The organism is Streptomyces sp. SAI-127 (assembly GCF_029894425.1).
Taxonomy (GTDB): Bacteria; Actinomycetota; Actinomycetes; order Streptomycetales; family Streptomycetaceae; genus Streptomyces.
The window spans coordinates 878,714-892,858 of the sequence record NZ_JARXYJ010000001.1; the positions used below are offsets into that span (position 1 = coordinate 878,714).

Here is a 14,145-nt window from a genome sequence, read left to right on the forward strand (position 1 = left end):
TGCCAGGTCTTCCATGCAATGGCATCTGCGTGCAATTCTGACCCCGGTTCAAGAGATGGGGCCATGAGCGGTCCGACCCTTGCTCAGGAAGGCAGATCTTCTATGTCTGACCAGCACGAGAGAGCCGGATCCCGGCGCGTCCTAGTCGTGGGAGCAGGTCCTGTGGGCCTCGCCCTCGCGACCGAGTTGGGGTGGCGAGGCGTACCGGTCACCGTGATCGATCAGGGCGACGGCCGCGTGCCCTTTCCAGCAGGCGAGGCGATATTTTCACGCACCATGGAACACCTGCGCCGCTGGGGTTGCGCGGAAGAAGCACGCACGGAGTCGGCACCCGCCCCCGACTACCCGCACCGCACGGTGTTCGCCACCTCCGCCACGGGGCGCGTCCTCGCCGACTTCGACTACGGGGTCACCAACCGGTCTTCGGGCGTGTACACCCCCCTGACGCCGGAGGGTCCCGCGTTCCTGTCCAAGTTCTCCTTCGTGCCGTTGCTCGCCCGAACGGCCGGTGAACTGCCAGGAGTCGAGATCAGGTACAGCACCCGTCTGGAGACGATGGAGCAGAACTCGGACGGTGTCCTGGCCGTGGTGCGCGACGTGGCGAGCGGTGCGACCGAGACACTGGCCGGCACGTACCTGGTGGCCTGTGACGGAGGCCGCAGCGGCATACGCCGGGCACTCGGCATCGAGTTCGAGGGCATGTTCGCCCAGGGGCACAACTTCGCTGTGCACTTCCGTGCGCCGCAACTGCTGGACCTGCTGCGGGAGCGGCTGGGCGGCCCCGCTGTGCAGATCCACACCTTGTCGTCGGCGCGCAGGCCGTACATCACGGTCGTCAACGGCGTGGACGAATGGCGGCTCTCGGTCTACCTGGACGAGGAGCCCGACCCCGACGACGCTGTGGCCTGGATACGCGAGGCCGCCGGAGCGCCGATCGACGTGGAGATCCTCGCTGCGCAGCCCTGGAGCGGACACTGCGTCGTGGCCCGCACCTACCGTGACGGGCGGGTGTTCCTCGCGGGCGACGCGGCGCATCTGCTGTGGCCCAAGGGCGGCTTCGGCGCCAACACCGGGATCGGTGACGCCGTGGACCTCGGCTGGAAGCTCGCTGCGACCCTCCAGGGGTGGGGAGGCCCGGCGCTCCTGGACAGCTACGAACAGGAGCGGCGGCCGATCGCCGTCCGCAACGTCACGGAAGCCTCCAGCAACTGGAGGGCCGACGCGCGGCTCGCCCCCGATCCCGTGCTCGACCGCATGGACGCGGAAGGCGAACGGCTCCGACGTGAAATGGGCGAGGAGATCCGCCGGTCCCGGGCCAAGGAGTTCCGCTGCACGGGCGTCCAGCTCGGCTACCGCTACAGCGGCTCCCCGATCTGCGTGCCGGACGGCAGTCCGGAGCCGCCCGACGAGCCGGACGAGTACGTGCCGTCGACGTGGCCCGGCTGCCGCGCACCGCACGTCTGGCTGCCCGACGGCAGTTCGGTGCTCGACCACTTCGGACGCGGGTTCACGCTCGTGGTATCGGGTTCCGCGGACCCGACGCCGCTGGTGAAGGCCGCCCGCCGATGTGGTGTGCCGTTGACGGTGCTGCGCCTCACCGACCCGGCCGCCGCCGAGCTGTACGAGCGGCCGCTCGTACTCGTCCGCCCGGACGGCCACGTCGGCTGGCGGGGTCGGCAGGCTCCCGCGGATCCCGTCGCCGTGCTCGACATGCTCCGCGGGGCGACGGTCCCGCCTCCGGACGGGGAAGCGCCCGGTGCGCGACGGGCGGTATCAGCGGGAGTCGGGGCTCACCTCGTCTGAGGTACCGCTCTCAGCGCTTCCGCCCCTGGGGCCCCGCACACCTGGCCAGGACGGACTCCATCAGAAACCGGATCATCTCGTGGGCAGGCCTGTTCTGGTCGTTGGGCACGTTCGCCCCTTCGAACACGGCGATCGCGACATCGCGGACGAGCGCGGCATCGATGCCAGGAGCCTGATCGAGGCCGCGCTCGGCCATGAGCTCGTCGACCAGTCCCACGATCCAGTTCAGGAAGGTGTTGTGGGCCTCGCGAACTTCCTCCGAATGAGGAAGCCGGTCGTGCATGGCCTGGTGGAGCGGCCGTGAATAGCGCATGTCGGACAGCCCGCGCACCAGGCGGCTCAGTGGGTCGGCACCGGCCTGCTCCTCGTTCAGGATGCGGATCTCGCGACTGAGCATGCGGTTCATGACGGCGGCGAAGATGTGGTCCTTGGAGTCGAAGTACCAATAGACGTTGCCCCGGGCCACGCCGGCGGCGGCACTGATGTCCGCCATCGTGGTCTTGACGTAGCCCTTCGCCAGAAAGAGCTCAGTGGCCGCGGCTAGCAGATCACCCGTGCGCTCCTCCCGGGGGATCTGTTGGCGGTTCCGCGGCATCCCGACTCCTCCCATGAGTTCACCACATCTCACGTGAGTCTAGACACCTGGCAGGTCGCGACCTGCTCAGGAGGAGTGAGTACTGAGACCACAGGCCCCCGGCGAGCGCGGGAGCAGGTGACGCCCGAGGCAATGTCTACCGGTGCTACTCGTCGAAGGACGACATGTTCACCGCGGTGAGGGACCGGATGCTCAGCCGCGGAATCGAGGCGTTGGCGAACTCCGTGGCCGCGATCCGCTGTGCACAGGCGAGCGCCTGAGACGGGGGGTGTGTGGCCTTGACGATTCTGATTGAGGAGTGCCTACAGCCCTCGCACGTCAGGAAAGGTCGGCGAGGTCTTCTTCGCTGAGGGTGATCCCGGCGACGGCCATGTTGTCCTCCAGGTGCCACACAGAGCCAGTGCCAGGGATGGCCAGGGTCACCGGCGAGGAGGCCGGCAGCCAGGCCAGGCCGATCTGTGACACGGCGGCACCATGCCGGGCCGCGACCTTGGTCAGCCGCTCGTCGTCGAGTTCCCGGCCGCCACCGAGCGGGAAGAAAGGCACGAACGCGATGTCGGCCTCCTGGCAGGCGGCCAGCAGCTCCACGTCGTCGCGCTTGGCGGCGTGGAACTGGTTCTGCACCGCCACGACCGGGGCGAGGCCGGTCGATGGCCCGCCTGGTGAAGGGACCTGTGGCGGGCCGGGCCCGGCCCAAAACGTCCGTCGGCGCCGTGAGTTGAATCAGTCCGACTTCTCGCCGTTCTCGGCCAGGATCCTGTTACGGGCGCCGGCGAGGGCTCCCGCCATGGCCCCCTGTGGCCTGCCGAAGGTCGAGGCGGAGAACTGAGCGGGGCCGGTCTTGGCCGTGAAGGAGTGCGCGTAGGCGAACTCCCGCAGTCCTTCCTCCCCCTGCTTGCGCCCGTAACCGCTGTCGCCGCGACCACCGAAGGGCACCGCGGGGTTCATGGAGAACACCAGTGCATCGTTGATGCTGGTCATTCCCACGCGGAGGCGACGGGCGATGGCTTCGCCACGGTCGCGGCTGAAGACAGCGCTGCCCAGTCCGTACCGGCCGGCGTTGATGTGAGCGACGGCCTGATCGGCGTCGGCGACCTTGATGACCGCCAGCGTCGGCCCGAACGTCTCCTCCGTCGCCGCGAGGGAGTCCGGGGCCACTCCGACCAGGATGGTGGGGGCGACATAGCGGTCACCCACCGCGTCGAGGCCGCCGACGGTGGCTGTCGCCCCGCGCTCCAGAGCGTCCCGGATGTGTTCGCGGATGATCGAGGTCTGGCTCGGCAGCGAAACGGGACCGATCTCCGCATCCTCGTCGCTGCCGACGCGTACCTGCCCGGCAAGCTCGCTGATCTTCCGGACGAACTCGTCGTGCACCGACTCGACGACGTAGGCCACTTCGAGACTGATGCAACCGTGCCCGGTGTTCTGCATGGCGCCCCACACGACGTGAGCGGCGGCTTCGTCCAGATCGGCGTCCTCGGCGACGATGACGCCGTCCTTGCCGCCGAGTTCCAGCAGAACGGGGGTCAAGGTCTGCGCGCATTGGGCGGCCACCGTCCTGCCCGTGGCGACGCTGCCCGTGAACGCGAGCTTGTCGAGGCCGGCCTCGATGAGCGCCTGGCCCGTGGCCCCGTATCCGTTCAGGTTCTGCAGGACGGCAGGCAGCTCCGGAACGGCACGCTGCCAGGTTCGGACGAGCCATTCAGCGACGCCCGGCGTGATCTGGCTGGGCTTGAGGACCACGGCGTTCCCGGCCGCGAGCGCGTCGACGAGGATGGCCGCGGGAGTGAGCAGGGGGAAGTTCCAGGGGCCGATGACGCCGACCACGCCGTAGGGCTGGTACTCGACCCACGCACGCTGGTTGGGCGTGGTGGGACTGGCCGGAACCTCCCGGCGCTCCAGGACGCGCGCGGCGTTGTCAGCGGCGTACTGCAGGTGCTCGAGAGTCCCGAGCACCTCCACGCGGGCGTCGTCGAGGGGCTTGCCGTTCTCGGCGTGAATGAGCGCGGCGCCCTCCTCACCGCTCAAAGCTATCTGCCGCCGCCATGCGCGCAGCCGCTCCGCGCGTCCCTCGAAGCCGAGGTCCCACCAGGCCGCGGTGACCGAGCGTGCGGCGGCGACGGCCGCGGCCGCCTCTTCCTTGCCGGCCACGGGATAACGTGCGAACTCGGCTCCGGTGGCCTGGTCGATGGTGACGATCTCGGTCGCGTCGTATCCGATGACGCCGTCACGTGTGATCGTCGGAGCGTTGTCGGTCATGGGTCTTCCCCTGTCTGGGTGTCTGGGCGTGGTCTTCGGCACGAGTGGCCGCTGGACTGCAGTGGGCGCGGGCAGACGGCGGACGTGGCGCAGCCGTCGGAGGGCGACCCGCGGCCGGGCCGGGGGCAGCGCCGAGGAGGCGCCGGCTTCTACGCCTGCGGGCCGCGGTAGCGAGCCGCGGGGGTGGGCTGGTTGCCGCCGGTGAGCAGAGCGGACTCCGCGGCCAGCAGGGCTTCAAGGGCGGCGGCCTGGTCCTCCAGACCAGGGGTGCACACCGTCTCCCCCAGGCGCAGCCCGGCAAGGCTGGCCGAGGCGACGTCCTGCGGGGTCATCGCCCAGGGGATGTCGCGGCCGACGCCCTTGTTCCACTCCGTGGCCACGACGCCGGGCAGCAGCACTTGCGTACGGATGGGCGTGTCGGCCAGCTCACCTGCGAGGGTCCGGGTGAAGGCGACGGTGGCGGCCTTGGCCGCCGCGTAGAGAGTGCGTCGGGGTGGGCGAGGACCCTCGAGCCCCCCGCTGAAGGCCAGCAGCGAGGCCACCGTGATGATCGCGCCTTCCCCGGCGGCGAGCATTCCGGGAAGCGCGGCGCGGACCAGCTGAACGGGGGCCACGGCGTTGAGGGTGAGCAGGCGGTCGATGTCGGCGGGGTCGACGTCGACGAGCGGGGCGTAGCCGCCGGCGCCGGCGTTGCTGACCAGCAGGCGCACGTCCCCTGCGGCGAGGCGACCGGCGACAGCGGCGATGCCCTCGTGGGTACCGAGATCAGCGGGGAGCACCTCCACGGCTGCACCCCGGGCGCGGAGCTCCCCAGCGAAGTCGCCGAGCCGGTCCGCGCGGCGCGCCACCAGGACGAGGTCGTGGTCGTCGGCCAGCAGACGGGCGTATTCGGCGCCGATGCCGGAGGAAGCGCCAGTGATGAGAGCGATCGTGCGAGTCATACGTCGAGCGTGCCTCAAGCGTTATCTTCCTGTCAAACGCTTGATAGTTATGAAGTGTCGTACCCTTGGCAGGTGATACGTGATGACGAGGAGCCTGTGGGGCTCGGCGCGCTCGACCGGGTGACCTGGGCCTTGCGCCGCGCGGAACTGGCGGTACAGACACTCAAGGAACAGCGGCTACGGCCGCTGGGCATGGCCGCCGCGCACTACACCCTGCTGATCTCGGTGCACAGCGAACCGGGGCTGGCCGGCGCCGAGTTGGCCCGCCGCCTCAACGTGACTCCCCAGGCCATCGCCTCACTGGTGGCACGCCTCGAAGGCCGCGGGCAGCTGGAGAAGCGCGAGCACCCGCGCCACCGGCACGTGCAGGAACTGCACCTCACCGACGCCGGACGGGAAGCACTGCGCGCGGCCGACCAGGTGATCGCCGACATCGAGCGCCACATCATCGAAGGACTGGGACCGGAAGAGAGCGCGCAGTTGCGGACGCTGCTCGACCATGTGAGCAAGACGGTGCGCAACGCCTGAGCCCGTCGTCGTACAGGCCACGCTTGTGCGTCAGGGGACGAACGGCGTCGGGTTCGGACGAGATCGGTACGACGATCTCGTCCACGCCGGGACTCATGCGTCGGCGGCCACGGTCATCTGGACGAAGCCGCCGGTGCAGTCGGAGTCGGGGGTCGGGTCACGGGACGAGGACGATCTTCCCCGTCGTATGCCCGGTCATGATCTGCCGATGCGCCGCGGCGGCTTCGCGCAGCGGATGGCTGGCGGCGATCAGGACGCGCAGTCGCCCGGCCCCCGCGGCTTCGGTGAGCTGCAGGCGCGCGGCAGCGCGGATTTCCGTGCCGGGGTCCGCGCCGGGCCCGCCGCCCAGGAGCTTGATGCCGGCTCCGGCCCCGCGTCCGAACGCCGCGACGGTCGCGATACGGGACCGGTCCGACACCAGTTCCACCGAGACGTCCACCGCCTCGTCGCTGCCCACCAGATCGGCAGCCGCGTGGACGCCCTGCGGCGCTGCCGCACGCACCCGGTCCGCCAGACCCGGCCCGTACGCGATCGGAATCGCACCCAGGTCGCGCAGTACGTCGTGCTTGGCCGGGCTCGCCGTTCCCAGCACCCTCGCGCCGCGCTCGACGGCCAGTTGCACGGCCATCAGGCCGACGCCACCCGCGGCGCCGTGGATCAGCACCGAGTCGTTCTCGCGCAGGCCGATCGCTTCGAGAACGTGCACAGCGGTGACGCCCGTGACCATCAGTCCTCCCGCCTGCTCCCAGGAGAGAGCGGCGGGCTTGGGCACCACCGACGAGGCCGGGACGAGGACTTCGGCGGCGTACGCGCCGGGCGCCCGGTAGGCGATCACCTCGTCGCCGATCCGGATCGGGCCCGCGGGGCCGGTCGCGTCGGCGCCGACAGCGGTCACCACACCGGCCGCTTCGGCGCCGAGCCGCATCGGCAGGTTCGCCGGATCGGTTCCGAAGAGGCCGCTGTACATCTTGTGGTCGAAAGGGTTGACGCCGGCGGCGCGGACCTCGATGCGCACCTGCCCCGGCCCGGGCTCCGCTACGGCGACATCGATCACCGACAGCACCTCGGGACCACCGTAGGCACGCGCTACTACTGCTTCGCTCATGTCGCAGGACAACGCGGCGCGGGAAAGGTCGATTCCCCTTCTTGGCTGTTTTTTTGAGCGGAGCGCTCCGCTCCGATGTAGGGCGACCGATCAGCCGACTCGGGAGGACATATCGAAGTCGACGGCGGCGAGCTTTCACCGCGCAGGCCGACGTGTACGACTCCACCACGGCCGAACTACTGGAGCGCTCCGCGGCTGAGGGTCGCTGGACGTCCTTGTCGGCAACGCGGGCGCCCGCTTGGTCGCCCATGAGGCTGGTCCACGAGGAAGCCTTCGTCACCGGCGAGGTGCTCACCGTCGACGGTGGGCACGGCGTGGCGCGCCGGTAGAGGAAAATACCTGTCCATGGGTGACACGCAGACCGGTAGAGCGCGCGGCCGCCGGCGAGAGGCGGACCGCAACGACGCCCGCCTCATGCAGGCTGCGCGCGAAGTCTTCGCCGAGCTCGGCTGGGACGCCCCCGTCTCGGAGATCGCCCGCCGGGCGGGCATCGGCATGGGCAGCCTCTACCGCCGTTACCCCAGCAAGGAACTGCTGGCTCAGCGGATGCGCATCGTAGGGATGGAACAGCTCGTCACCCAGGCTCGCACCGCCCTCGCCGAGGAGCCCGATCCTTGGGCGGCCTTCGCCCGCTTCCTGCGGGACGCGCTCTCGGCCCAGGGCGCGGGCGGTCCGCTGCTCCCGCTGGTGGGTGGCCGGCTGCCGGCCACCGAGGAGATCGTGGCCGCCGCCGGCCAACTCCGGGCCGCCCTCGACGACCTGGTGGACGGCGCCCACCGCGCAGGCGTGCTGCGCGCCGACTTCACCTCCGCCGACGTGCCCTTGCTGCTCGAACACCTCACCGCGCGGATCCCCGTCACCGACGAACGCGCCACCACGCTCCACTTGCGCTACTTGGACCTGATCCTCGCCGGACTGCACACGTCAAGCACCGACGGGCCCACCGCGTTGCAGAGCCCGGCTCCGGACTGGGCAGAACTCAGCGAGCTGTGGAACGCGCCCAAGAAGTGAACCTCCGGCGGAGTGCGGCCGAGCTCTACGAAGTACACGAACAACAAGCGCACGATGACGCCAGCCGTCTGCCTTGTTTCGGTCATGCTGTCGCATCCCGCGCCTGCTGGTACGGGGCAGCAGTCCACGACGCGAGAAAGCGCAGTCCGTCATGGGACGGACTCCCGGGCTCAGGGGTCATGATCACCAGCTGCTGTGCTGGGTCGACCGTCGAGGTCAGGCTGTCCCAGTCGAGCGTGAGGTCGCCGGCGACCGGATGGCGCAGCCTCTTTGTGCTGATTTGCAGGCGGGGCCCCTGGCGGCCTGCCCACCACTGCCTGAAGTCGACCTCGGCCACCGACAGCTCGCCGACGAGTGCGGTCAACTCGGGGTCGCCAGGGCATTGGGCGGCCTCCAGGCGCAGTTGGGCGACGCAACTCCGGGCGATCGTCCTCCAGTCGAGGTAGAGCTCCCGGAAGCCCGGGTCGGTGAAGAGCAGCCGGGCGTAGTTGCGTTTCTTCTCGGGGACCCTGTCGAAGTCGGTGAGCAGAACGGCTGCCAGAGCGTTCCAGGCCAGGATGTCCATGTGCCGACCCAGGACGAGCGCGGGAGTCCCTGTCAGCTCGTCCAGGAGACGTCTGAGTTGCGGCGGGACCTTCTGCGCCGGTCGGCGGCGCGGCGCGCACTCGTCTCCCGCGGCCAGGGCGAACAGGTGGTCACGCTGGTCATCGTCGAGATGCAGGACGCGAACGAGGGTGGTGAGCACCGAGGTCGGCACGGGCACGCTCCCCTGTTCCAAACGCGTGTAGCGGTCGGTGCTGATCCCCGCGAGCTGGGCGACCTCCTCCCTGCGAAGCCCCGGCACTCGCCGGGGCGCCCGGGACTCAGGCAGACCCACGGTGCGCGGGCTGAGTTGCGCCCGGCACACCTTGAGGAATTCTCCCAGTTCGGGCAAACGCGCTTTGCTGTACATAGCAGCAGTCTCGCAGCGCTCAACCGAAAAGTGAGGGGGAGAGTTTTCTCCCAGGTTCTGGGCCGTCGCCTTTGCTTTTCTTGAGTGAGCGAGGTCATGAATGCCCGGTGATCAGGCGGTAGGTCGGGTGACCCGAAAGGCTACGGACTCGCCGAGCCAATGGCGGCCCATGCGGCGAGGATGCGCAGTCCGTCGTACGACGGCGTGGCGGGCTCCGCCGTCAAGAGACGAGTTCCTGATCGGGATCCGCCCTGCAGGGGGAGGGTGTCCCAGTCGCGGGCGAGTTCGCCGGCGACTGGGACGGTGGAACCTCTTGGTGCGCATGGTGCGGGACGCAACGAGGTGGTCTCCCCACCACTGGCGCCTGATCACCACGCCGGGGGGAGCGATGAGGTCGTCGAGCAGGCGGCGCAACTCTGGCTGCACGCAGGGCGACCTCCTCAAGGCGCGCAGGGCCGAGTTGAGCCCGCCTGGTGGCTCCCGGCGTTCTCCCAGCTCGTTCAAATGCGCGTCGCCGGTCATGACGGTCAGTGTCGCACCGCTCGGTCTGCGCGAGGGGGTAAGGATTCCTCCCCTGGATAAGCCATTCCCAGGATGGAATTCTCCCCTTTGCGGCTTCCCACGATGGCGGCAGGGTCGACCCACGGCCCGCAACCAGGATCGACCCACGGAGAACACTTACCCAAAGAAGCTGGGATCACCAACTCAGGACAGTAATTGTTTTCCGAACGTCACCGCCATTCGGCATTTCCCTGCGGCAGGCGGAACGCGAAGGCGTCGGCGACGCGGTCGAGTGGTACTTACCCAGCGAGTGGTCCCCAGGGGAAAAATCCCTCCCCCCACCACCAGCGGACATGCCGAGCTTCGGCAGATCAGGATCTGAGGGCCGCCCGACAGCGGACGAGGCCACGAAAGGGGCACGCGCCATGGTCGAAACCGTTTCGTTCAGGAACAAGGCAGTAGAGATTGCGGGACATCTCCATCTGCCAGAAAACTTCAGCAAAGACAAAAAATATCCGGCACTCGTCGGAATTCATCCCGCCGGCGGCGTAAAGGAACAGACCATCGGCCACTACGCCAAGAGGCTCGCTGAACACGGATTCGTCACCGTCGTCTACGACTCCTCCTACCAAGGAGCGAGCGGTGGTGAACCCCGTCTCCTGGAAGACCCGACGACCCGGGTGGAAGACGCTCGCTGTGCAGCCGACTTCCTCAGCACTCTTCCGTTCGTCGACTCCGAGCGAATGGGCGTCTTCGGCATTTGCGCCGGCGGCGGCTACGCCATCAGCGTGGCCCAGACCGAACGTCGCTTCAAGGCAGTGGCCACGGTCAGCGCAGCTCCGATGGGCGAGGGTTCCAGGGGCTTCCTGGGGCATCTGTCCCCGGTGGCCGAGCAGATCGGCACGCTGGAAATGGTCGCCCAGCAGCGCACGGCCGAAGCAAGGGGAGCACAGCCTCTCTACGCCCCGTTCGTCCCGGAAACGCTGGAGGAGATCAACGAAGGCACGCCGGATCTCCTGCGCGAAGGGTACGACTACTACCGGACCCCGCGAGGTCAGCACCCCAATTCGAAGGGCCGTTTCCTGCTGACCAGCATGGACAAGATGTTCGCCTTCTCGGCGTTCGACCAGATCCCGGAACTGCTGACCCAGTCGCTGCTCCTCATCGCAGGGAGCAAGGCGGACACAAAGGTCTTCAGCGACCAGGCCTACGAGCTTTCCAAGGGGCCGAAGGAGTTGTTCGTCGTCGACGGTGCGACTCATATCGCCCTGTACGACGTGCCTGAGTACGTGGACCAGGCGATCCCCAAGATGGCGGAGTTCTTCACCATCCTCTAGTGGTCCACAACGCGTCATAGGCAGGGGAAAATTTCTTACCCCTCACAGCGTGCTCTTCCGATGCAATGCTCGGTCACACACCGAGCAAACACTCTCGAGGAGCCCGATCGCCGTGTCCCATTCGAACCGCACCACCATCGCCATTGCGTTTCATTCGGGCTACGGCCACACAGCTGTCGTCGCCGAAGCCGTAGCGCGTGGCGCGGCGGGAGCCGGCGCCGAGGTGGTCTCGATCTCCGTGGACACCATCACCGACGAGCAGTGGGCGCAGCTGGACGCCGCGGACGCGATCATCTTCGGTGCCGCCACGTACATGGGTACCGCCTCCGTGGCCTTCCACGCGTTCGCCGAGGCCAGCAGCAAGCGCTGGTTCTCCCATGTCTGGGCGGACAAGCTTGCCGCGGGCTTCACCAATTCCGGTGCCAAGAGCGGCGACAAGTCGTCCACCCTGGGCTACTTCGCCACCTTGGCCGCCCAGCACGGCATGCACTGGATCAGCCTGGGTCTGATGCCGGGCTGGGCTTCCACCACGGGCAGCGAGGACGACATCAACCGGCTCGGCTTCTTCATGGGCGCCGGCGCCCAGAGCCCGACCGACGCCGGACCGGAAGCGGTCCACAAGTCGGACATCGCCACCGCGGAGCACCTCGGTGCGCGCGTCGCGCGCCAGGCCGCGGTCTTCCGCGCAGGGCGGGCCGCTCTCGCCACCTGATCACGAGACCTTCTTTCCGCATCCGATCCAGCACCCCCCCCTCAAGGAGCGAACCATGTCCGACTCCCCCAGCCTCGCCCTCATCCGCCGGCTGTACGAGTCCGGAATGTCCCCGGAGGTCACCAGCGAGGTCATGGCCCCCGACCTCGTGTGGGACATCACCCCCGGCTTCCCGAACAGCGGCGTGTACCACGGTTGGGCCAGCGCGGCGCAGGACTTCTTCGGCAGGACGATGCCGAGCTACGAGTCGTTCGGCGCGGTGCCCGAGGAGTTCTACGCGGACGACGAAGGCCACGTCTTCGTGTTCGGGCACTACCACGCCGAGACGAAGACCGGGAACAAGGCCGACGTCCGGTTCATCCATCTGTGGACCGTCCGCGACGGCAAGGCCGTGAGCATGCGGCAGGCCGCCGACAGCCACGTCCTCCAGGAAGCCCTCAAGGGCTGAGCCCCCACCCCTTAGGAGTCACCCATGGCGAAGATCCTCTTCGTGATCACCGCGTCCGACCACTGGACGCTGGCCGACGGAACCCGGCAGCCGGCCGGCTTCTGGGCCGAGGAAGCAATCGGCCCGTACCAGGTCTTCAAGGAGGCCGGATACGAGATCGCGGCCGCGACACCCGGTGGCGTGCCGCCCACCGCTGATGCGCTCAGCCTCACCGCGGAGTTCAACGGCGGCGAGGAAGGCGCCCAGCGCATGCGGACCGCCCTGCGCGAGGCGACCGAGCTGGCCGACCCGATGCGCATCGAGGACGTGACCATCGACGACTACGTGGCCGTGTTCTACCCCGGTGGCTGGGGCCCGATGGAGGACCTGCCCGACAACGCCGCCTCCGGCAAGCTGCTCACGGAGTGGCTCGCCTCGGGCAAGTTGGTGTCGCTGGTGTGCCACGGCCCCGCGGCGCTGCTGGCCACCATCGGCCCGGACGGTACGTCCCCGTTCACCGGCTACCGCCTGACAGGCCTCTCCAACGCCGAAGAGAAGCTCAACGGTCTCGCGGACCGCGCGAAGTGGCTGTTGCAGGACCGCCTCGTGGGCGAACTCGGCGCGGACTACCGCGAGACCGAGCCGTTCGCCCCGCACGTGGAGGTGGACCGCACCCTGTACACGGGCCAGAACCCGGGCTCGGCCGTTCCCCTGGCTCATGAACTGGTCAAGGCACTGAGCTGACGACTCAGCTGTACGCAGAAGAGGAATCGGCGGCCTGGTACGCATTCCGGGCCGCAGATTGCTCTTCCCTCGGCTGCCATGAAGGTCGGAGCTGATGCAGTGCTTGACACATATCGGCAAAACCCAACGCAGGCAGGATCTCTCCCCTCACAACGCCGGGCTTCTGTGCGAGGCTGCAAATCATGAACCGCAACCCCCATCTGAACGAGCTGGGTGAGTTCCTCAAGGCCCGCCGTGCCGAGCTCAGCCCCTCCGAGGTCGGACTTCGCGGAGGGCAACGGCGGCGCGTGAGCGGTCTGCGCCGTGAGGAAGTGGCCCTTCTCGCCGCGATCAGCACCGAGTACTACACACGCATCGAGCAGGGCCGCCTCCAGGCTTCGGCCCCCCTGCTCGACGAGATCGCCCAGGTGCTCCGTCTGAACGACGACCAGCGCACCTACCTCTTCGACCTCGCGGCGAAAGAGCGGAGGCGCCCGTCCGCGTCACACGAGCGCCAACAGGTGGACACACAGCTGCAGCGCATGCTGGACGATCTCACCGCCTCCCCCGCCTTCGTCATCGGCCGACGCACCGACATCCTGGGCTGGAACCAGCTCGCCGCCGCCCTGTGGACCGACTTCGGACAGTACTCGGAGCAGGAGCGCGTGTTCGTCCGGCTGCTGTTCATCGAACCCTGGATGCGCGAGCTGTACGCGGACTGGGAAGAGGTCACCCGGCTGGCCATCGCCCAGCTGCGCATGGAGAGCGCACGCTACCCCGACGACCAGCGCCTCACCGCACTGGTCGAGGAACTCTCCGCCCGCGACGCACAGTTCCGGCAATGGTGGACCGAACACGACGTCGCGGCGCGGGGCAAGGGCATCAAGAAGCTTTCATCACCCGGTGGTGGGCGAGCTGACCCTCGACTGGAACACGCTCACCTGCGGCACGGACCCCGACCAGCACATCATCGTGTGGAACGCCGAACCCGGATCTCCGTCACATGACGGACTGCGCCTCCTGGCCTCCTGGGCCGCGGACCAGAAACGGACGGCGTCCGACAACGTCACCTGAGCCCTCTCCCGTACAAAGCCCCGCCCGATCGGCTCGGCCGCCGCCTCGGTGCCCTCGGGACGAGCCTGCCTCATAGAGGGAGGGATTCGTCCCCCCTATTACCGCATCCCAGCCAAGAATCCTCCCCTTTTTCCGGCGTGCGCGAGGCGGAAATGTCGGAGACCTCAACGACCGCAT

The 14,145-nt window shown here is 68.5% G+C and carries 12 protein-coding genes and 2 pseudogenes; 8 read left to right on the forward strand and 6 right to left on the reverse strand.

All coding sequences use genetic code 11. The annotated features are described in order from the left end of the window. Positions 1 to 102 precede the first annotated feature (102 nt). On the forward strand, positions 103 to 1,803 hold the full coding sequence (locus M2157_RS04270) for an FAD-dependent monooxygenase (RefSeq protein ID WP_280864468.1): 1,701 nt from the start codon (positions 103 to 105) through the stop codon (positions 1,801 to 1,803). Between the two features lie 10 nt (positions 1,804 to 1,813). Here M2157_RS04270 and M2157_RS04275 read toward each other — a convergent pair whose 3' ends face one another. From M2157_RS04275 to M2157_RS04290, 4 genes and pseudogenes are all read right to left on the reverse strand, one after another. After that, complete coding sequence (locus tag M2157_RS04275) at positions 1,814 to 2,398, reverse strand: TetR/AcrR family transcriptional regulator (RefSeq protein WP_280860451.1); 585 nt, start codon at positions 2,396 to 2,398, stop codon at positions 1,814 to 1,816. 318 nt (positions 2,399 to 2,716) lie between these two features. Next, positions 2,717 to 3,040 (reverse strand): annotated as a pseudogene (locus M2157_RS04280) (aldo/keto reductase); the annotation flags it as partial. 81 nt (positions 3,041 to 3,121) lie between these two features. After that, positions 3,122 to 4,657, reverse strand: coding sequence for an aldehyde dehydrogenase family protein (locus tag M2157_RS04285; RefSeq protein WP_280864469.1), 1,536 nt, complete (start codon positions 4,655 to 4,657; stop codon positions 3,122 to 3,124). Between the two features lie 149 nt (positions 4,658 to 4,806). Continuing rightward, the gene (locus M2157_RS04290; RefSeq protein WP_280860453.1) at positions 4,807 to 5,598 is read right to left on the reverse strand and encodes an SDR family NAD(P)-dependent oxidoreductase; all 792 of its coding nucleotides are present in this window, start codon (positions 5,596 to 5,598) and stop codon (positions 4,807 to 4,809) included. Positions 5,599 to 5,670: 72 nt separating this feature from the next. Here M2157_RS04290 and M2157_RS04295 point away from each other — a divergent pair, with 72 nt between their 5' ends. Then, a complete protein-coding gene (locus tag M2157_RS04295) occupies positions 5,671 to 6,126 on the forward strand; it encodes a MarR family transcriptional regulator (protein ID WP_280860454.1) in 456 nt (151 codons plus the stop codon). Between the two features lie 157 nt (positions 6,127 to 6,283). Here M2157_RS04295 and M2157_RS04300 read toward each other — a convergent pair whose 3' ends face one another. Beyond that, positions 6,284 to 7,231, reverse strand: coding sequence for an NADP-dependent oxidoreductase (locus M2157_RS04300; RefSeq protein WP_280860455.1), 948 nt, complete (start codon positions 7,229 to 7,231; stop codon positions 6,284 to 6,286). 345 nt (positions 7,232 to 7,576) lie between these two features. Here M2157_RS04300 and M2157_RS04305 point away from each other — a divergent pair, with 345 nt between their 5' ends. Then, positions 7,577 to 8,242, forward strand: coding sequence for a TetR/AcrR family transcriptional regulator (locus M2157_RS04305; protein WP_280860456.1), 666 nt, complete (start codon positions 7,577 to 7,579; stop codon positions 8,240 to 8,242). 82 nt (positions 8,243 to 8,324) lie between these two features. On the opposite strand, the gene M2157_RS04310 is transcribed toward M2157_RS04305, so the two are convergent. Continuing rightward, on the reverse strand, positions 8,325 to 9,194 hold the full coding sequence (locus M2157_RS04310; protein ID WP_280864470.1) for a helix-turn-helix transcriptional regulator: 870 nt from the start codon (positions 9,192 to 9,194) through the stop codon (positions 8,325 to 8,327). Between the two features lie 926 nt (positions 9,195 to 10,120). Here M2157_RS04310 and M2157_RS04315 point away from each other — a divergent pair. From M2157_RS04315 to M2157_RS04335, 5 genes and pseudogenes are all read left to right on the forward strand, one after another. Further along, entirely contained in the window at positions 10,121 to 11,032 is a 912-nt protein-coding gene (locus tag M2157_RS04315; protein WP_280864471.1) for an alpha/beta hydrolase, read from the forward strand. Positions 11,033 to 11,138: 106 nt separating this feature from the next. Continuing rightward, positions 11,139 to 11,744 carry a flavodoxin family protein gene (locus tag M2157_RS04320; RefSeq protein ID WP_280863690.1) on the forward strand — a complete coding sequence of 202 codons (606 nt, stop codon included), beginning with the start codon at positions 11,139 to 11,141 and terminating at the stop codon, positions 11,742 to 11,744. 55 nt (positions 11,745 to 11,799) lie between these two features. Beyond that, positions 11,800 to 12,192 (forward strand): nuclear transport factor 2 family protein, encoded by a 393-nt coding sequence (locus M2157_RS04325; RefSeq protein WP_280860459.1) that lies wholly within the window; start codon positions 11,800 to 11,802, stop codon positions 12,190 to 12,192. 24 nt (positions 12,193 to 12,216) lie between these two features. Next, positions 12,217 to 12,915, forward strand: coding sequence for a type 1 glutamine amidotransferase domain-containing protein (locus M2157_RS04330; RefSeq protein WP_280864472.1), 699 nt, complete (start codon positions 12,217 to 12,219; stop codon positions 12,913 to 12,915). 182 nt (positions 12,916 to 13,097) lie between these two features. Continuing rightward, positions 13,098 to 13,968 (forward strand): annotated as a pseudogene (locus M2157_RS04335) (helix-turn-helix domain-containing protein). Positions 13,969 to 14,145: the final 177 nt, after the last annotated feature.